Raw genomic sequence first — 17707 nt, 5'->3', positions numbered from 1 at the left:
GCCCCCGGTGTCCTGGTCAGCGTTCCTCCTCGCGCACGAGCGCCCGGAGAGCCGCCAGCAGCGCGGTCAAGGCGCCGGTGAGGTGCACGTCGGCCGCGACCAGGCCGTCGGCTTCCTCGACTGCGACGTAGCGCCGGATGTCGTCCTGACCGGTGAGGAGGAACCCGCACAGTGCCGGGCTCGGCGGTGTCTCGACTGACGGCCGGGCCGGGCACGGGACGCTTCACCACCGCCCCGGCCCGGGTGTTCCGGGTTGCCTCAAGTTCTAATGCCAGCCGTCCCATGCCTGGTAGCTGCCCGGCACAGTGTGGAGAGAGCCGTCAGAGTACGCTTTGAGCGCCTGTCCGAGGGCCGAAGTGAACTGCCCTGTCGTGGCCTCGAAATTCCAGCGCTGGCCGAGCGTCCACGTGCAGGTGCTCGTCCAGACCGCATTGAAGTTGGTTGCCTTGTCGGTGGCCAGGCAGAGTCCGGTGGCCCTGTTCTTGAGCTGGGGGTAGTCCGCGCCACTGCTGTCGCCGACCCAGTCCCACTGCTGGTTCTGGCTGCCGGTGCAGGCGGAGGCCCAGGCGACCCCGCTTGTCCCTCCGGTCAGACATGTTCCTGTCTCGATGCTTTTGAACTGCCAGTATGTGGCCGCGGCCTGAGCCGGGGGCGCCGCCAAGACCGAAACAGCGGCGGCTGCAATCCCGAGAGACATCGCGGAGATGCCACGCTTACGCAACAAGGAGGATCTCATGCACCAGAGGGTATTTCCGGCATCATGTCATGTCCATCATTAGTCTCAGATATGGCCAAAAAGGGCGGATCATGTGGCGCACCACGAGGGCGGCCTCCCGGTCACCGCTGCAGTGCGCCCGTTCACCGGGTGCCTGTCCCTGTGCTGCATGCCATGTCCCCAGGTTGCTGCCGGGTTCGGCGGACGGTGTATCCGGCAGCAGGCTGGATCTCCCCTGCCGGATGGCTGGAGCCGCCTCCAGGTGGCCGGATCACTCATCCGGGCAACCGTGATGGCCCGTTGGGCACTCCTGAAGGCCGTGTCTCAGTAATGTGTTCCCGCACCGGCAGGGAAGAGCCGCTGGACGGCCGCGACGACGGCGGTGCGGCGGGCCGCCAGGGAGGGGTCGCGGACGTGGTCGGCGACCGCCTGGACGAGATCAAGCTGTCCGGCCCAGGACATGGCGATCTGATTGACGAAGACGAGGATGTCGATGGGGTCCCAGGCCGGATCCAGATGCCCGGCCTCCTGGGCCTCGCGCAGCTGCCCGACCTTACGGCGTACGGATTCCAGGGTCGGGTCACCGGCGTCGGCGTCGCTCCGGGCGAGTTCCAGCCGGCCCCAGCTGATGAGGCGGAAGTGTTCGGGGTGGGCAGCGAAGTAGTCGTGCACCCGTCCGGCATATTCGGGCAGGTCGGTGGGGTCCATACGGGTCGCCTCGGCCACCGCGGCCAGTTCCTGCTCGGCGACGAACCGGTACAGGGCCTCCTTGCTGCGGAAGTACGCGTAGAGACGTTCCTTGCTGGTCTTCGCGGCCTTGGCGATGCGCTCGATGCGTGCGCCGGCAATCCCGTACCGGGAGAACTCGTCCTTGGCCGCGGTGACGATGCGATCGCGGGTGGAGTCCGCGCTGGTCGAGGAGATCACACCTCCAGGCTATCTGACCAAACGGTTCGGTTTGGAAGAGCGGAAAGCCCGGCGTACGCTCAGAACCGAACCGTTTGGTTTGACCGTGAGGAGTGCGTCATGCAACAGCGGACACTGGGGAGCCAGGGCCTGACCGTCTCGGCGATCGGCTATGGCTCGATGGGCCTGACGATGGCCTATGGCCCCGGCGACGAGCAGAAGGGCGTCGCCGCCATCCGGCGCGCCCACGACCTGGGCGTCACCTTCTTCGACACCGCCGAGCTCTATGGCTACGGCACCGGTTCCAATGAGATCCTGCTCGGCAAGGCGGTCAGGGACTTCCGCGACGAGGTGGTCCTGGCCACCAAGTTCGGCTTCGACCTGGCCTCCCGAACACAGCAGGGTTACGGCCTCAACAGCCGCCCGGACAACATCCGGAAGGTCACCGACAACAGCCTGCGCTACCTGGGCGTCGACCACATCGACGTCCTTTACCAGCACCGCGTCGACCCGGACGTGCCCATCGAGGACGTTGCGGGCACCGTCAAGGAGCTGATCGACGGAGGCAAGGTCAGGTACTTCGGCCTGAGCGAGGCCGGCCCCCAGACCATCCGCAAGGCCCACGCCGTCCAGCCGGTCTCCGTCCTCCAGACCGAGTACAGCCTCTTCGAGCGGGACATCGAGCAGCTCTTCCCGACCCTGGATGAACTCGGCGTCGGCTTCGTCGCCTACTCGCCACTCGGCCGCGGCTTCATCACCGGCACCGCCAAGCCCGCCGGCCAGTACGACGCCACCGACATGCGCAACCGCGACCCCCGCTGGCAGCCCGGCAACTTCGAGAAGAATGTCGAGGTAGTCAACCGGCTCAGCGAACTGGCTGCCACCAAGGGCATCACCGTCTCCCAGCTCGCCCTGGCCTGGCTGCTCACCCAGGGCGAGCACATCGTGCCCATCCCCGGCACCCGCAGCCCGAAGCGCATCGAGGAGAACGTCGGCGCCGCCGCCGTCACTCTGACCGACGCAGATCTCGCCGCGATCGACGCGATCCTCCCCGACGGCGGCTTCGGAGCCCGCTACGCCGAAAGCCACCTGCCCACCTGGATCTGAGCCCCAATCCGGAGTCACGCCCGCACGGGCACCGCCGGGGCCTTGCCCGAGGGCCCCGGCGCCGCGACCGCGAGCCGACCGTCCCCGCAGGGCCGCCCTGATCTCCGGGTCGGCGGACGTCGGCCGGGCGGCCCCGGAACGGTGGCGGGAACCGTCGTCCCGGCCAGTCGGCGGAGTGCGGTGTGCCCGACTGGGGTGTAACAGGACTGTATTAGGCGGCGGTTGGGCGGAACGCTCGCCGGGCCGGGCGAATCTTGGTGCTCAGAAACACTCGCTCGTACCGACTCGTGCCGAGCAGTCGGCACCCCCAACCGATGCTGAGGAAGAAATGATGCGCGTTCACAAGCTCACCCTCGCCGCCCTGGCCGTTGCCGCGGGTCTCTCGCTCACGGCCTGCCAGAACGACGATGACGGCACGGGACAGAGCGATCCGTCGCCCGTGTCCACTGCGTCCTCCTCGGGCGGTGGTTCGGGCTCGGGTGGTTCGGTTCAGGGGGGTGGTTCGGGCTCGGGCGGTTCGGACCAGGGCGGTGGTTCGGGCTCGGGCGGTTCGGACCAGGGCGGCGGGAAGGACTCCGGCGGGCAGGGCACGGCCGCCGGGACCGGCTCCGACGAGAACGGCAAGGCCGGCAAGTGCCGCACCGACGAGCTGGAGATCACGGCGGCGGACCGCACCATCGACGGCGACGGCGATGGCACCGTCGCGGTGACGCTGAAGAACGCTGGTGGCCGGGACTGCACGGTCTCCGGGTTCGCGGGTGTAGACCTGAAGACCAGCGAGGGGGCGCTGTCCGCGAAGCGCAGTGGAGAGCCGGCCGACCCGGACATCCTCAAGGACGGGGAGTCGGTGTACTTCGGCATCAACTACCCGATCAACAAGTCGGGCGGCTCCGGGGTCCGCGTCACGGGGCTGGTGGTGACCCCGCCGGGCGAGACGAAGTCGGTCACCCTCGACTGGCCGGGCGCCGACACGCTGCCCGTCACGGACGGTACTGGCTCCCCGGTGAAGGTCGGCCCGATCGGGGGCATCGGCCAAGGTGGCTGACCCGCACGTCCCAGGGCGCCACGCCCGCCGACAGACGACCAGGCCAGCGCGGGACGCGGCCTACGACACATCATCAACGCCCAACCCGACGTGCGCGCCGTCGACGAGGCCGCCGACGGAATAGAAGCGGTTCGCCTGGCCCGGTCACTGCGCCCCCACGTGGCCCTCGTCGACATCCTCGCGTACGGGGGATCGGTGGGCCTCGTGGCGACGGATGCGGGGACACCCTTGAGTTCCACCCGCAGCACGTCGGGCTCAAGGTCGTGGAGCGCGATCCGCTGCGCGATCTGGCAGCCGGGGGTGGCGGCCACGCACAGTCGGCGGCGCGGCAGGCACACCACGCCTCGCCGCGTGGTCCGCCGCCCGCGCGGACGTGGGCCAGGTGCAGGTCGATGTGTTCGACCGCGGCCTTGCGGCCCGCGGCGGCGCCGCCGGGAAAGCGCTGATCGGGGCAGGCCGGGCGGGGGCAGGAGAGCCGAACTGCGCCTGTGCTTACGGTAGTCAGCGAGGACGACACCACGCCAAGCGGCAGCTCGCTGCTGGATGAGACGTCCGGGGGCGCGGGGCGGATGCTGGGCGTGAAAGAGCTCCTCCGACGGCTTGACACGACAGTGCCGCCTCGGGGGTGGTGCCAGCATCACCACCCGATTCGGGGCCTGGGCCGACTGCTTCACGGGCGACCGAGGAGGAGGGTTGCTCCCGTCACCAAGGGTCCGGCCGACGGAGCCGGCGTCGATCACGGAGCGGGGAAGCATGATGGCCAGTCACACGCGGCGGCGACTTCTCAAGGGCGCGGCGGTTACGGCAGCGGGCAGCGTGGTCGGGACCGGTCTCGGGCCTGGCTTCTTCACGGCTGGCGCGCAGGCGAGTGGTGTGGCCGGGCAGAGCGGCGTGACCGGGGCGACCCCGTTCCTGGACGGGGCGTTCGCGCCGGTCACCGAGGAGTTGACCGCCTTTGATCTCAAGGTCACCGGCCGCATTCCGCGTGACCTGGACGGCCGCTACCTGCGCAACGGCCCGAACGCTCTGGGCCTTGAGGACATCCGCGCCCACCACTGGATGCTCGGCGACGGAATGGTGCACGGGGTCCGGCTGCGCGGCGGGCGCGCGGAGTGGTACCGCAACCGCTGGGTGCGGTCCTCGCAGGTGACGGCGAAGCTGGGGGAGACTTACCCGGGCCAGGCACCGCCGGACGACTTCGCGTGCAACACGCACGTGATCCCGTACAAGGGCCGCATCCTGGCGATGCAGGAAAGCGGTCCGCTGCCGTACGAGCTGGACGGCGAGCTCAACACCGTGCGCCCGTACGACTTCCGCTCCACTCTCCAGGGCGCGTTCACCGCGCACACCAAGTACGACGCGGCGGCCGACGAACTGCACGCGATCGCGTACTACCCCGCCTGGAACCATGTGCGGCACATCATGATCGACCGGACCGGCCGGGTGGCGCGGACCACGCGGATTCCCGTTTCGGACGCGCCGATGATGCACGACTTCGCGCTCACCGAGAAGTACGTGGTGATCGTGGACGTGCCGATCACCTTCGACGGTGCCGCCGCGGAGGCGGGCGCGATCGTGCCGTATGTGTGGAACGACGAACATCCCATGCGCATCGGGCTGTTGCCGCGCACTGGCGGCACCACGCGCTGGTTCGAGATCGCCCCGGTGTACTACTCGCACACGCTCAACGCCTACGACCAGGGTGACACGGTCGTGGTGGACTACACCGGGTTCCCCGCGCCGTTCTATGCCGCCGGCCGCGGTATGGGCGGGCCCTCCGCGACCGGTTCTCCGACGCTCGACCGCTGGACGATCGATCTGCGCGCGGGCCGGGTCCGAAGCAGTCGGCTCGACGACCGTCCGCAGGAATTCCCTCGCATCAATGAATCCCTGGTCTCGCGCCGGCACCGCTATGCCTACACCGCGAGCGCGGCCGAGATGTGGCGCGCTTACGAGACCGTCGACGGCGTGCCGCCGGACGAGAAGTTCACCAACTGCCTGATGAAGCACGACATGTTGCGAGGCAACAGGCGGCTCCACCGATTCCCCGAGGGCGCGGCGACCAGCGAGCCGGTGTTCGTCCCGCGGCGCGCGGCGCGGGACGAGGACGACGGTTACGTTCTGTCGTACGTGAACGACCCCGACCGCGGCGCGACCGACCTGGTGATCCTCTCGGCCCAGGACTTCGGCGGCCACCCGCTGGCCCTGATTCACCTGCCCGGCCGCGTACCGCTGGGATTCCACGGCAGCTGGATCGCGGACGCTTGGACTCCGGCAGCCCTTTGACGCTTTCCCTGTTCAGGGGCGTTCTCGGCGAGTGAAGTGGGCCCCATGCCCGAGATCGACGGCGGTGAAGGCCCGTTGCAGGGACCGGAGCACACCGAGGCGAGCCGCCGTAACTTCATGCGTAGGGTGTTCTTCGCGTCCGGGGCGAGCGCCCTGGTGACGATGGGCAGCGCCGGGACCTGGACGGCGCTCGCCGACGACAGCACGGGTACCGCCGACGCGGCGACCAGCCCCTCTCCCAGCGCCGCGCCGAGCGGGGGCCCGGGCGGCGGCACCGGTGGTCCGGGCACCAGAAGTGCGAGCCGTCGGCATCGAGGCCGACGGCAGCGTAGTGCCCAGTGCCTGCACCGAACTCAGCCCCCAGCAGCAGATCGTCCAGCTCGCCGCCCGTGGCCTGACGAGTCGTGAGATCGGTGCGGCGGGCCGCGACCGGGCTGTGCAGGGCTGCCGCGGCGGCGTCACCGCCGCCGTCGGCCGGTTCTTCATCGGCGCCGCGTCCGCAGCCCAGGTCCCCTCATACGAAGTGATGACAGCAGTGCGAACGATTGGATGTTCGTCAGATTGCTCGTGGTGTGGGTCACCGGGGAACGTAATCGTCTGTTAAGGACGCCGACATCCCGTTCCCGAACGGCCGGACTGCGGCCCCCTGCGTCGGTGGCACGGCGCGCAGGCATTCACGAAGACACCCGTCGACAGGCCCCCGTGCGCGGGGACAGGCACGTCGACCGAACGCTTGGAGGCATGAGAAATGACATCCGGACGTCATGTCATCGTGGTCGGAGCCGGGTTCGCCGGCCTATCGGCGGCGACAGAGCTGGAAGCGAGCGGAACCCGGGTCACGGTTCTCGAGACGACGGACCGTGTCGGCGGACGTGTGTGGTCCGTTCGGTTGCCGAACGGGGTCGTCGTCGAGAGGGGAGCCGAGTTCGTTGCCGAGGCGCACGACGCCGTGGCCCGGACAGCGATGAGCCTGGGGCTCCAACTCGTGCCTCAAGGGTGCGACTTCGATCGCAGGCCGTCACCGGTGCACGACGTGCCCGCTGACGACCGGCTCTGTCAGGCGGTCGGCGTCGTACGTGACTCGATCCTGCGACGCTTGCGGATGGGTGGCTCCGACCACTCGGTTGCGGAAGCATTTGCCGAGGCAGGGGAGACACCCGGCAGCTTGGCCGTCCGGCGGCGGCTCGCGACGTCGACGACAGTGCCCCTCGACCAGGTCAGCGCGCGGTGGTACGCCGAAGCCGGGTCGGCGAAGCGTTACGGCACCGCACTGCGCGTGCAGGGCGGAAACGAACGTATCGCTCGCGGCCTGGCCGCAAAGCTCCACCAGCCGGTGGTCACCGAGGTCAAGGTAACCGGCATCGAGCGCGCCGCGAACGGCGGCTTGGAAGTCGTGTGCGACGGACGCCCATCTCTGCACGCCGACGGGGTCGTCCTGGCGGTGCCCGTCCCCGCGCTCCGGGACCTGCACCTGCCACCCGCGATGTCTGCCCGCTTGGCGGGACCTCTGAGCCGCATCGGTTTTGGGCAGGCGGCCAAGATCAGCGTGCCGCTCGTAGAGCCCGGCGAGGCGTCCGGGATGGAAGGGCCGAGCGGCGACTGGTGGAGCTGGACGCGCCAGGGAGATGATCTCGCGCCCGAACCGGCTCTGACCGCATTCGCGGGCGGCGCCGCGGCGCTCCGGGCTCTCGATGTCGGCAGTGGCCCCACGACGTGGATCGACGCGATCTCCGCAACGCGCGACGAGAGGATGCTGCCCGACGGCGCGATCTGCACACAGTGGGGCGCGGCGTCGTCGACGCGTGGCGCGTACTCGGCGCGCCTCGTCGGCTGGGCGGCGGCGGACCTCGATGTCATTCAGGACGGCTACGACGGCGTCGTCCTGGCCGGGGAGCACACCGAGCAGGTCGGAGCGAGCATGAACGCCGCGCTGCGTTCCGGACGACGGGCGGCGTCGCTACTGACCCGAGAACTCTCCTGACCGAATCTCCGTTTCGAACCAGAATCTCCGTTTCGAACCAGATCGTCGTGCACTCGGGGCGCGCTGTCCTCGAGCAGGAAGAAAGGTAGGGCTGGACGATGAATTCATCGCGAACTGCCGCCGAGTCGCGGGACGTCGAGGCGCGGGATGCCGAGGTGGTTGGTGGCAAGCGCCCGTTGGTCAGGACACAGTCTCCCGGGCTGTGGAGTCTGGCCGCCACCGAGCTGTGGGAGCGGTTCAGCTTCTACGGCCTCCAGGGCATCTTGACGTTCTACCTGCTCTACTCCGTGGTCGATGGTGGTCTGGGTTTCTCCCCGGGGGTGGCGGCGAGCGTCGTGGGGGTCTACGGCGGATCGGTCTACCTGGCGCAGATCCTGGGGGCCTGGCTCGGTGACCGGGTCCTGAGTCCCCGCAACATGGTGCTCTGCGGGGCCGTCGTCATCACGGCCGGGCATGTGGTGTTGGCGGTCCTGCAAGGGGCGTTCGGCCTGGTGGCCGGACTGAGCCTGATCGTGCTGGGCACCGGCGCGCTCAAGACCAACATCACGACGATCGTCGGAATGCTGGCGAGCACGGACACGACTCGACGCGACGTGGGCTTCTCCTACTTCTACATGGCGATCTGCATCGGAGCTGTCCTCGGTCCCCTGCTGACCGGGTTTACACAGACCATCGCCGGCTTCCATCTGGCCTTCGGCCTCGCAGCGATCGGCATGGTCCTGGCCCTGGCGCAGTACGTGGCGGCGATGCGCAAACTGCCCGCGGAAGCCGCCCTCGTGCGCAACCCGATCAATCGCGCTGCCCTCGGAGTGCCGTTGCTGCTCGTCGCCGGCGTGATCACGCTGCTCGTGGTGACGATAGGGACCGGTCTGGTGGAGGCCGACGATCTTTCTCTCGCTACGACGATCGTCGTGGTCGCCGTCGCGGTCGTCTACTTTGTGGTCTTCCTGACGTCGGCGAAGGTCACGCCGGCCGAGCGGGTGCGGGTCCGGGGCTACCTGCCGATCTTCGTCGCCAGTGCGCTCTACTTCGGGTTCCTGTTCCAGAAGTTTTCGACGATTCCCATTGTGATCACGGAACGGGTCGATCTGAACGTGCTGGGCTGGTCGGTTCCGCCCACGTGGATCACGACGGCCAGTCCGCTGGCGGCCGTACTCGTCACCCCCGTCCTGGCGCGTCTGTGGTTGCGGCTCGGTGACCGCCAGCCCGGACCGGCGAGGAAGGTCGCGCTGGGTCTCGCTCAGGTCGGGGTCGCCTACAGCCTGCTGCTCGTGATCACGAGCACGACAGGCAAGACCGTATCGCCGGTGTTCATGGTGGTCGTGATGGTGATCGCCGGATCCTCGGAGATGCTGGTCGGTCCGATCGGTCTTGCCTTGGTGACCAGGGCCGCACCGAGCCGATTCCCCACGCAGTTTGTCGCGCTGAACTTCCTCACCCTCGCGTCGGGTTCGGCGCTCGGTGGTCTGCTGGGCACGTACTTCGTCGACGTGCCGGAGACCGTGTACTTCTCCTCGGTGAGCGCCGCGGCCCTGCTTCTCGGCCTGGTCACCTGGCTGCTCGCCCGCCGCGTCGAGCCGCTGGTCGAGACCCGGGATTGACGACACCTACCCCGGCGGGGCCGACGCACACCGCATCGGCCCCGCTGCGTGCTGGTCTAGAAGCCTGACAGCGTGCGCGAGGACTCGACGGCGGACCACAGGGCGGCGACCCCCGCCGACGAGGTGGCTTTGAGCCCGGTCAGCCGTTCGATCCGGGTCAGCCGGTACACCAGCGTCTGCCGGTGCACCCCGAGCTCCGTGGCCGTGCGCTTCCACGACCGGTCGTTGTCGAGGAACGTCTCCAAGGTGGTCTGCAGCTCGGATCCGTGGGCGTCATCGTGGGCAATGACCGGACCGAGGGTGCGTTCAACCAGCTGACGCATCTCGGCAACGGACCGGGGGAGGACGCCGCTGGAGTGTGTGAGGTCGTCGTAGCGGACCAGAGGCACGCCCATGGCCGTTGCGTGCGACACCGCAACGCGCGCCTGCAAGTAGGCGTCGTCGAGACGTCCACCCGGGTGGAACGCGGCACTGACGCCGAGGCGAGGTGCTGTCGCTGCGAGTTGGTGGGCGTAGTGCTCGATCTCCGGCCATCCCGAAGGGGCGAGAACGACCAGCTCGCCGTCGATCTCGGTGAGCAACGGCGACACGTCGTCGCCGGTATCGGTGACGACGAGCGGCTGCTGCCCGATGTGGCGATCGGACCTGATGACGACCACGGCCAGCGGCTGCCCGCCCATCCCGCGCGCCACCAGCTCCCGCAGCAGCTGCGCGGTCGACACGCTGCCGTCGAGGCTGCCGGCCAGGACTGCCGCACCACGGCGGCTGACTTCGTCCCACCGCTGGTGCTCGTGCTCGAGCTCGATGCCGACCAGACTGGCGAGATGATGCACGAGTGATCCGTCAAGAGCGTGCTGGCGCCGTGGGCGCACGTGCAGCTCTGCGGGGACTCGACCCGGCACGGCAACCGAGATCGGCTCCCGGTCGACGTCGGGTGAGCCGGCCTGGGCGATGGTCTGTCCGGTGACGCTGTCGCGGACCTCGACCGACCACCCCAGTGACTGGCAGACCACGTCCAGCCTCCGTGCCAGCCCGGTGCGCGTCCGCAGCGCTTCGCTGTAGACGTCGAACAGTCTGCGGGCCGTATTGATGTGCTGCTTCTCGGACTGGACGGTGCTCTCGATGACGATGCGCGACAGGTCCCCGAACTGGATCTGGAAGTCGGCCACGATGAGCGGGACGCTCCGCTCGTCGGCGGCCTCGATCAGGGACTTGGTCAGCCTCGGCGCCCCGGGCCGCAGGGCGACGACGAGCGCGCTGATGCCGACATCGATCAACTTGCAGAACCACTCGCGCTGTTGATCGGCGGTGTCCGGGAGGCCGTCACCGGTGGTCAGCACGAGATCGCCGGGGCGGACCCAGGTCCACGGGTCGGGCAGATCGCAGACATGCGCCCATGTCACCAGCCGATCGCTGCCGCGCTGTCCGGCTACCAGCTCAAGGTCGGCGGACCTCGTCTCGAGAAGGCCGTTGACTGTGATCACGAAGCTCCCACGTCGACAAACGTACTACAACAACGGCTCGCGTCATACATTGGCTCACTCGCTGGCCGACCTCGCGCAATCCACACTGAGTCACGGCAACGGCTGAGCTGGAGGGGCGTGATGCAGGGAATGGGCAGGCGCACACACGGGCATGTGAAACCGACACCCGTCTGGGACAGCGGGCTGCCGAGCCGCCGCCCCGCTCTGCCGGGTGACCGTGACGCGGACGTGGTGATCATCGGAGCCGGTTACTCCGGACTGTGGACGGCCTACTACCTGCTCACAGCGGATCCGTCGCTGCGAGTCGTCGTGCTCGAGAAGGAGTTCGTCGGTTTCGGGGCTTCCGGGCGCAACGGCGGCTGGGCCTCGGCGATATTCCCGGTTTCGCTGGACCGCATCGCGCAGACGTCGTCACACGCCGACGCGGTACGCCTGCAGCGCGAGATGAACGCGACCGTGCGTGAGATCGGGCGGGTCGTGCGCGCCGAGGGGCTGGATTGCGACTTCGCCCACGAAGGTTTCCTCTCGCTCGCTCGCAGCCAGGCCCAACTCGCCAGGGTCGGGGCGCAGCAGAAGGCGGCCGCCCGGTTCGGGCTGCCCGACCAGTGGCATGTCGTCGGCGCCGACGAGACGGCCAAACTCGTCGGAGCACAGTGCGTACTCGGCGGGACCTTCACCGAGCACTGCGCCGTCGTGCATCCCGGAAAGCTGGTCCGCGGGCTCGCTGAGGTCGTGGAGCGACTGGGCGGGACCATTCATGAGGGCTCGCCGGTCGAGTACATCGGCCGCGGCTTTGTGGACACGCCGCACGGGCGGGTGCGCGCAGGCGTCACTGTCCGGGCGACAGAGGGATACACGCCGACGCTGCGCGGTCACCGGCGCACTCTGGTGCCGCTGTACTCGCTCGTGCTGGCGACCGAGCCATTGCCCCGCGAACGCCTTGTCGACCTGGGGCTCGAACACCGGATCGCGTTCAACGACATGCGCAATCTCCGCATCTACGCGCAGGTCACGGCCGACGGGCGCCTGGTCTTCGGCGGGCGTGGCGCGCCGTATCACTTCGGCTCGACGGTGTCCGCCAGCTTCGACCAGGACGAACGCATCCACCAGCGCATCCGCGACACGCTGCTCGGGTTCTTCCCCGACCTGTCGGATGTCCCGGTGACACATACGTGGGGTGGACCGCTCGGGGTCGCCCGGGACTGGCATCCGTCGGTCGGCCTCGACCGGCGCAGCGGCGTGGCCTGGACAGGTTCCTACGTCGGCGACGGTGTCACAACCAGCAACTTGGCAAGCCGGATCCTGCGCAACCTCATCCTGCGACGGGACGAGCCGATCAACGAGCTGCCCATCGTCGATCACATGTCGCCACGCTGGGAAGTGGAGCCGTTCCGCTGGCTGGGTGTGAACGCGGGACTTCTGGCCGCCGGGCTCGCTGATGTCGAGGAGCGGCTGACCCGCCGACCCTCCCGTATCTCCCAGATTCTCGAGCGCCTGACCGGCGCCCACTAACCATCCATGACTGGAGTCTCGGCATGTCATCACTGATCCACACACCGGCGGCACAGGTCGCGGGCCCGCTACCGGCCGCGGGTATACGCACCGGCGCAGACCGCGGTACCCCGGAGCTGAGTGTGCTGCGGGCCGCGGCCGATCTCAACAATGGGAACATCGGTGTCTGGGAATGCCGTCCCGGCGGCTGGCCGGTGCGGAACCGGCCCGACACCGAGGTCTGCTACGTCCTGTCAGGGGTGGCGACCCTCACCGACGACGAGACCGGAACGAAGGTGACTCTCTCTGCCGGCGACCTCCTTGTGCTTCCCCCTGGCTGGTCCGGACGGTGGGACGTCACCGAAACCCTCCGTAAGGTCTACGTAGTCTTCTAGTGCCTGTGAATCTGTTTGTGGAATCCAGAGGCGTCGGGCCGTACCGAGCAGGGCGCCCGGTACGGCCGCTTCAACGGCATCCGTACCTCCCCCCACTACTGCCGGAAGCCTGTCGTCAGCAGTTGATGTACTTCATCGACAGGTCCGAAATGTACGTTCCTGCGGGTGCCGAGAGGTTGACGGGCGAGGTGTCACCCTTCGGCCCTGCCCATTCGCTGTCCACATGCCTTCCGTTGCTGAGGTGCCCGCGGACGAACGGACACCTGCCGTCAGCCTTGGTGTCCTTGACCGTTCCCGTCACGCGTGTGTAGTTGTCACACCATTTGCCGCTGGCCACGCCCTCCCCTGACGATCGGGACCAGTTTTCGGTGCAGCTACTGGGCAGTTGGGGTGCGGCGGACGAGGCGGGAGCGATGGAGAGGGCACCGAGGAGGCCAAGTGACGCAGCTCCCAAAGCGATTGCTTTGCGCATGTTGAACACCTTTCGTCGATGGTCCGGCGCTCTGGTATATCAGTGACTTTCCCAAGCTCTCCAACGGCACGACTCGATTGGCGGAATAGCGGTTACGCCCCTGTCCAAAGACGACGACGCTCCCTCATACAACAGCCGTGGGGGAGCGTCCTCGTTGACACGCCGGTCAGCCGGGGCGGGCAGGAGCGCGGTGAGCGGAGAGCGCCGGCCCTTCTTCATCGTGCGCAGCTGCTCCCAGTCGACCTCCGGGTGGGCGGGGATGACCGCGTCGACGGACGCCGTGGTGCGGAGCGCGACGTCGACGACCCCGACCCGGCTCGTGTCGAAGCGGACCTCGATCGACTGCGGGGAGCGGACCCAGCCGAGCCGCACCATGTGGTCGCAGTCGGCTTCACCGACTCTCGGGGTGTCTGGATCGCCGGTGTACGCGTCGTCGGTGGACATGGGCAGGTGTACGGGTGGAGAAGGGTGGCGCGGGGCTTCGGCGATCCGCGGCTCGGCCGGGTGGGTGCGAGAGACCGGAAGCGATGCCATGGGACGGCAGCCGGGCGGGAAGACCCCGGCTGCCTGCCTGCCTGCCTGCCCGCCCGGACGGTATGTCAGGCCATGGCGAGCCGGTCCACCAGCAGCTCCACCCTCCGCTCGGCGTCCCCCGGCGGCAGCCGTCCCGCCCGGGTCAGGGTCGCCAGCCCGTGCAGGGCCGCCCAGAACACCTCGGTGAACAGCCCGGGGTGGACGCCGTCCCCGGCGGCCTCGCCGAGGTTCTCCAGCAGGGCGACGAAGGCGTCCTTCAGCGGCTCAGGGGTGTCCTCGTTCGCGAACGCCAGGCCGCCGTCGAGCTGGAACACGGCGTCGTAGACCGCCGGGTTGCGCTCGGCGAAGTCGAGGTAGGTGCGGGCGAGGGCGGTGACCCGGGCGCGCGGGCCGTCCGCGGCGGAGGCCGCGGTCCGCAGTGCCGCGGCCATCTCGGCGGCACCATCGAGGGCGACGGCGCCGATGATCTCGCGCTTGCCGCGGAAATGGCTGTAGAGGACGGGCTGGCTGTACTCGATGCGCTCGGCGAGCCGACGGGTGGTGACCGCGTCCCAGCCCTCCTGCTCGGCGAGTTCGCGGGCCGTCGCCACGATGAGGCGCTCGCGGCCCGCCCGTTCGCGCTCCTTGCGTTCCTGTACCGACATGAGCCGATCCTAGCACCGCTAGACAATCGAGCGGCAGCAGAGCTAGCGTTGCCTCATAACCTAGCGGCGCTAGATCCCAGGAGGGGTCATCATGCTCAACGCACTCGAGGTCTTCACCACCGTGGCCGTCGGCGTGATGGTGGGGGTGGAGTTCTCCGTCGCCTTCTTCGTCAACCCGATTCTCAACGGCCTCCCCGGCGACAACGGCCTGCGCGGCCGCACCCACGGGGCCCGGCTGCTCGGCGCTGTGATGCCGTTCTGGTACATCGGCTCGCTCGCCCTGACCGCGGTCTGGGCCATCGCCGGGTGGCACCAGCACGGCGCCGGCCTCGTCGTTATCGCCGCCGCGCTGCTGATCCTCAGCGTGGTCATGTCGGTCCTGCTCCTCGTCCCGATCAACAACCGGGTCAAGACATGGACCGCCGACGGCCTGCCCGCCGACTGGAAGCAGCAGATGAACCGCTGGGACCGCTTCCACTACGTCCGCGTCGCCGTCATCATCGCCGCCTTCGCCCTGATGGTCGTCGCCCTCGCCTGAGCCCGCGGACCGAGACCGCGCAGGCGGCGCCGTCGTGCGGTCGCTGCTCGACACCCACCGATCCAGGGAAGCGCCCTACTTGGAGTCGGCAGCACTACTCTCCGAAGCTGGAGGAGATCCGGAGCCGGCGCCGGTGACCGGTCAGCCATACGCGGTCCGGCTGTCGCGCCCGTACGCGGTCCGGCTGTCGCCGGCGGCCGCGAAGGAGCGTCCTTGGCGTCGGTCTTGCCGTCGCCCCGGTAGCCTTCGGACGCCCGGTCGACGGCTCTGCCGGGGATGTAGAGCAGGTGCTGCCCGTGGTCGACCAGCACCGCGATGACCAGGGCGGCGCCACCGTCGGCCAGATCGATGCCCCACGCTGTCACCTCGCCCAGGGCGAGCGCGTCCGGCGCCGCGTGACTGTCCCCTCTCGCCGCAGACGGAAGCTGTTGCCGAGAAGCGGAGCGAACGGGCGCACAGGTCGACACCCGGAAGGCCGTGACGGCGTGCACAAGGCGCGAATCGGCCCGACGATGGCGGACAGCCCGACGATGGTGAACCACAGGAGCGATTCACCATCGCAATCCATGTCTGAACGCCCTCCCAGGGTGGTGCTTGTCGGATCAGGGGCGTACATCGACGTAGTCGCCGGCGGCCTTGGCCGGGCCGGTGGTGGTGGTGCCGGTGAAGTTCCAACGCCAGTAGCCGTCCCTGACGGCCTTGACCGTGGTGCGTACGGTGCCGGTGTTGCGGGTCTTCACCGTGGCCACCGTGGTGTAGGTGTTGCTGCCCTTTGGACGGAACTGCAGTTTGACGGCTTGGCCCGCGTATCCCGCATACCGGTAGGTGTCCCAGTTGGCCCGCACGAGCTTGCCGGTGACGGTGATACGAGAGCCCTTGGCCACCGGTTCCGGCGAGGCGTTGACCGTGAGCCGCGCGGCACGCTTGAGGCCGAATGACCCCACGCCGGGGGCAAAGACCGAATTGCCGTCGTTGGCGTCGACCAAGGCGTCGACCGACCATGTCCCCGCGTTGGCGTTGGCCAGGTCCACCGGATCGTCGCTGCCCGGTGCCGGGCGGGCGTTGGCGGTGAACACCGTCGTGCATGCCGTCGCGGTCTCGCAGAACGCGTCGGTGGTGTAGAAACCGCCGTGCGGCCCCTTCAGATCCACATCGGCGAAAGACAGGCCGGAGTCGTCCGATCCGGTGACCGTGACCGGGAACACCACGTTGTGCGTGATACCCACGATGACGTCATGTCCGGAGTTGACGGTGGCACCGCTGACCACCGGGTTGCTGGGCGCGGCACCGGCCGAGGTGCCGACCCCCGCCAGTAGCACGGCGACGGCCCCCACCACGACACTGCGGGATGTCGCACGCCCGACGGGCTTGCGCCGTAGGGCACGTGCGGTGGCGATGCGCGGGGCGATGTCGCGCCCGCCGCCTTGTCTGACGCCAGGTGGTGCGGTGAAGCGGCTCATGAATCCTCCCAGGGATGGCATACCTTTCCGTCAACCAGCCCACGGGTGAGGGCAGTTGACGGCGATTGCGGCAGACGGATGTGTGTCATCCCCCTACGACTGCCCAACCGGCCCGATGGTTGTCCCCGGGGGGTGCGGAGGATGACGTCGCCGGTGGGCAGTTCCCCTGTTCGTGCGGCGCATAGGTCGTCGGCCTCGCTGACTGCCTCCAGTGCCCGCCGTCGTTCCCTCACAGACCTCGCCGAAAGCAGCAAGCTGCGCCCGCCCCAGCCGCCCCGCCCCACTGGTGGACGAGGGTGGCGGTGGCCTGTGAGTGTTTGACGCCGATGCGGCGCAGAGCGGCCGGGGTCCGGCAGCCGGTCAGCAACACCAGCGGCTCGCGGTTGCCCATGTCGAGCGCACGCTCCAAAGTCGGGAAGATGCCGAGGAGTCGGTCACGCAACCGGTTGACCGTGCGGGTCCGGTCAGCGACCGGATCGGCCCGGCGGGCGGTGAGGATCTTCAGCCCTGCGACAGCTTCCGCATCGGGCCGCACCGGCTCCAGGCCGCGACGCAACATGGGCCTGGTCGGCGATGATCACCGCGCCGCGGGCATCGGTCTTTCCCTGGCCGCGGTAGCCGACTGTTGCCCGGTTGACCGCCGGTCCGGGCAGATAGGAGACGGGCCGGTCATGGTCGGCCAAGAGCCCCAACAGCAAGTCGGCACCACCATGTGTGATGTCCAAGGCCCAGGTCGCCTCATGGCCGAGGCCCAGGACGGCCGCTGTCAGGGCAAGCAGCTCCGACTCGTCGTTGGCCACCCGGTGGGACGGCAGATGCCTGCCCTCCGCGTCGACCACCACGCAGCGGTGGCGGGTCTTGCCGATGTCGACCCCGGCCCATATACGGCCCCTATACGGCCCATTGCTCCTCCGGCGCTCGTACTCGTCATGTCCGCAGACGACCTCGTCGGCAGGTCCTTTCACAGCGATCTGTTCGCAAATCCCGATCAGCGGCCGAGTCGTCGCAGCGCGCGAGGCGGCCAGTCATACGAAGCCACGGTCGGGCA

16 protein-coding genes and 2 pseudogenes are annotated in these 17707 nt (G+C 68.8%); 9 read left to right on the top strand and 9 right to left on the bottom strand.

Annotation, left to right across the window (positions count from 1 at the left end; genetic code table 11):
• Positions 1 to 7: 7 nt before the first annotated feature.
• The gene (locus tag ACWEKM_RS00255; protein WP_451618871.1) at positions 8 to 199 is read left to right on the top strand and encodes a hypothetical protein; all 192 of its coding nucleotides are present in this window, start codon (positions 8 to 10) and stop codon (positions 197 to 199) included.
• Positions 200 to 265: 66 nt separating this feature from the next.
• Here ACWEKM_RS00255 and ACWEKM_RS00250 read toward each other — a convergent pair whose 3' ends face one another.
• Together ACWEKM_RS00250 and ACWEKM_RS00245 are read right to left on the bottom strand one after the other, a co-directional pair.
• Positions 266 to 736: an RICIN domain-containing protein gene (locus ACWEKM_RS00250; protein WP_451618870.1), complete on the bottom strand. Its 471-nt coding sequence runs from the start codon at positions 734 to 736 to the stop codon at positions 266 to 268.
• A 303-nt stretch (positions 737 to 1039) separates the two neighbouring features.
• A complete protein-coding gene (locus ACWEKM_RS00245) occupies positions 1040 to 1642 on the bottom strand; it encodes a TetR family transcriptional regulator (RefSeq protein WP_451618869.1) in 603 nt (200 codons plus the stop codon).
• Positions 1643 to 1741: 99 nt separating this feature from the next.
• Between ACWEKM_RS00245 and ACWEKM_RS00240 the strand changes: the two genes are divergently transcribed.
• From ACWEKM_RS00240 to ACWEKM_RS00220, 5 genes are all read left to right on the top strand, one after another.
• Positions 1742 to 2728, top strand: a complete 987-nt coding sequence (locus ACWEKM_RS00240) for an aldo/keto reductase (protein WP_451618868.1) — start codon at positions 1742 to 1744, stop codon at positions 2726 to 2728.
• A 331-nt stretch (positions 2729 to 3059) separates the two neighbouring features.
• Positions 3060 to 3773, top strand: a complete 714-nt coding sequence (locus tag ACWEKM_RS00235) for a DUF4232 domain-containing protein (protein WP_451618867.1) — start codon at positions 3060 to 3062, stop codon at positions 3771 to 3773.
• Positions 3774 to 4529: 756 nt separating this feature from the next.
• The gene (locus ACWEKM_RS00230) at positions 4530 to 6059 is read left to right on the top strand and encodes a carotenoid oxygenase family protein (protein WP_451619011.1); all 1530 of its coding nucleotides are present in this window, start codon (positions 4530 to 4532) and stop codon (positions 6057 to 6059) included.
• A gap of 748 nt (positions 6060 to 6807) precedes the next feature.
• On the top strand, positions 6808 to 8040 hold the full coding sequence (locus ACWEKM_RS00225; RefSeq protein WP_451618866.1) for a flavin monoamine oxidase family protein: 1233 nt from the start codon (positions 6808 to 6810) through the stop codon (positions 8038 to 8040).
• Positions 8041 to 8138: 98 nt separating this feature from the next.
• A complete protein-coding gene (locus tag ACWEKM_RS00220; RefSeq protein ID WP_451618865.1) occupies positions 8139 to 9641 on the top strand; it encodes a peptide MFS transporter in 1503 nt (500 codons plus the stop codon).
• 56 nt (positions 9642 to 9697) lie between these two features.
• Here the strand turns inward: ACWEKM_RS00220 and ACWEKM_RS00215 are convergent, their stop codons facing one another.
• The gene (locus ACWEKM_RS00215) at positions 9698 to 11125 is read right to left on the bottom strand and encodes a PucR family transcriptional regulator (protein ID WP_451618864.1); all 1428 of its coding nucleotides are present in this window, start codon (positions 11123 to 11125) and stop codon (positions 9698 to 9700) included.
• 153 nt (positions 11126 to 11278) lie between these two features.
• On the opposite strand from ACWEKM_RS00215, the gene ACWEKM_RS00210 reads away from it, so the two are divergent.
• Both ACWEKM_RS00210 and ACWEKM_RS00205 read left to right on the top strand, forming a co-directional pair.
• The gene (locus ACWEKM_RS00210; protein WP_451618863.1) at positions 11279 to 12637 is read left to right on the top strand and encodes an NAD(P)/FAD-dependent oxidoreductase; all 1359 of its coding nucleotides are present in this window, start codon (positions 11279 to 11281) and stop codon (positions 12635 to 12637) included.
• Positions 12638 to 12660: 23 nt separating this feature from the next.
• A complete protein-coding gene (locus ACWEKM_RS00205; protein ID WP_451618862.1) occupies positions 12661 to 13011 on the top strand; it encodes a cupin domain-containing protein in 351 nt (116 codons plus the stop codon).
• Positions 13012 to 13126: 115 nt separating this feature from the next.
• Here ACWEKM_RS00205 and ACWEKM_RS00200 read toward each other — a convergent pair whose 3' ends face one another.
• The 3 genes from ACWEKM_RS00200 to ACWEKM_RS00190 form a co-directional block, all read right to left on the bottom strand.
• The gene (locus ACWEKM_RS00200) at positions 13127 to 13483 is read right to left on the bottom strand and encodes a hypothetical protein (protein ID WP_451618861.1); all 357 of its coding nucleotides are present in this window, start codon (positions 13481 to 13483) and stop codon (positions 13127 to 13129) included.
• A gap of 39 nt (positions 13484 to 13522) precedes the next feature.
• The gene (locus ACWEKM_RS00195; RefSeq protein ID WP_451618860.1) at positions 13523 to 13927 is read right to left on the bottom strand and encodes a hypothetical protein; all 405 of its coding nucleotides are present in this window, start codon (positions 13925 to 13927) and stop codon (positions 13523 to 13525) included.
• A gap of 155 nt (positions 13928 to 14082) precedes the next feature.
• The gene (locus tag ACWEKM_RS00190; RefSeq protein ID WP_451618859.1) at positions 14083 to 14661 is read right to left on the bottom strand and encodes a TetR/AcrR family transcriptional regulator; all 579 of its coding nucleotides are present in this window, start codon (positions 14659 to 14661) and stop codon (positions 14083 to 14085) included.
• Between the two features lie 91 nt (positions 14662 to 14752).
• On the opposite strand from ACWEKM_RS00190, the gene ACWEKM_RS00185 reads away from it, so the two are divergent.
• Positions 14753 to 15199 (top strand): anthrone oxygenase family protein, encoded by a 447-nt coding sequence (locus ACWEKM_RS00185; protein WP_451618858.1) that lies wholly within the window; start codon positions 14753 to 14755, stop codon positions 15197 to 15199.
• A gap of 206 nt (positions 15200 to 15405) precedes the next feature.
• On the opposite strand, the pseudogene ACWEKM_RS00180 reads toward ACWEKM_RS00185, so the two are convergent.
• The 3 genes and pseudogenes from ACWEKM_RS00180 to ACWEKM_RS00170 all read right to left on the bottom strand — a co-directional run.
• Positions 15406 to 15579 (bottom strand): annotated as a pseudogene (locus ACWEKM_RS00180) (IS110 family transposase); the annotation flags it as partial.
• Between the two features lie 222 nt (positions 15580 to 15801).
• Positions 15802 to 16659 (bottom strand): calcium-binding protein, encoded by an 858-nt coding sequence (locus tag ACWEKM_RS00175; RefSeq protein WP_451618857.1) that lies wholly within the window; start codon positions 16657 to 16659, stop codon positions 15802 to 15804.
• A 319-nt stretch (positions 16660 to 16978) separates the two neighbouring features.
• A pseudogene (locus tag ACWEKM_RS00170) lies at positions 16979 to 17543 on the bottom strand (IS110 family transposase); the annotation flags it as partial.
• Positions 17544 to 17707: the final 164 nt, after the last annotated feature.

This window comes from Streptomyces sp. NPDC004752 (assembly GCF_053601275.1).
This window is presented reverse-complemented; position numbering and strand designations above follow the sequence as displayed.

Coding starts and splice junctions, on each gene's coding strand:
- ACWEKM_RS00235 (WP_451618867.1), top strand. CDS start 3,060: ATGCGCGTTCACAAGCTCACCCTCGCCGCCCTGGCCGTTGCCGCGGGT.
- ACWEKM_RS00240 (WP_451618868.1), top strand. CDS start 1,742: ATGCAACAGCGGACACTGGGGAGCCAGGGCCTGACCGTCTCGGCGATC.
- ACWEKM_RS00200 (WP_451618861.1), bottom strand. CDS start 13,483: ATGCGCAAAGCAATCGCTTTGGGAGCTGCGTCACTTGGCCTCCTCGGT.
- ACWEKM_RS00230 (WP_451619011.1), top strand. CDS start 4,530: ATGGCCAGTCACACGCGGCGGCGACTTCTCAAGGGCGCGGCGGTTACG.
- ACWEKM_RS00190 (WP_451618859.1), bottom strand. CDS start 14,661: ATGTCGGTACAGGAACGCAAGGAGCGCGAACGGGCGGGCCGCGAGCGC.
- ACWEKM_RS00250 (WP_451618870.1), bottom strand. CDS start 736: ATGAGATCCTCCTTGTTGCGTAAGCGTGGCATCTCCGCGATGTCTCTC.
- ACWEKM_RS00195 (WP_451618860.1), bottom strand. CDS start 13,927: ATGTCCACCGACGACGCGTACACCGGCGATCCAGACACCCCGAGAGTC.
- ACWEKM_RS00175 (WP_451618857.1), bottom strand. CDS start 16,659: ATGAGCCGCTTCACCGCACCACCTGGCGTCAGACAAGGCGGCGGGCGC.
- ACWEKM_RS00220 (WP_451618865.1), top strand. CDS start 8,139: ATGAATTCATCGCGAACTGCCGCCGAGTCGCGGGACGTCGAGGCGCGG.
- ACWEKM_RS00225 (WP_451618866.1), top strand. CDS start 6,808: ATGACATCCGGACGTCATGTCATCGTGGTCGGAGCCGGGTTCGCCGGC.
- ACWEKM_RS00205 (WP_451618862.1), top strand. CDS start 12,661: ATGTCATCACTGATCCACACACCGGCGGCACAGGTCGCGGGCCCGCTA.
- ACWEKM_RS00185 (WP_451618858.1), top strand. CDS start 14,753: ATGCTCAACGCACTCGAGGTCTTCACCACCGTGGCCGTCGGCGTGATG.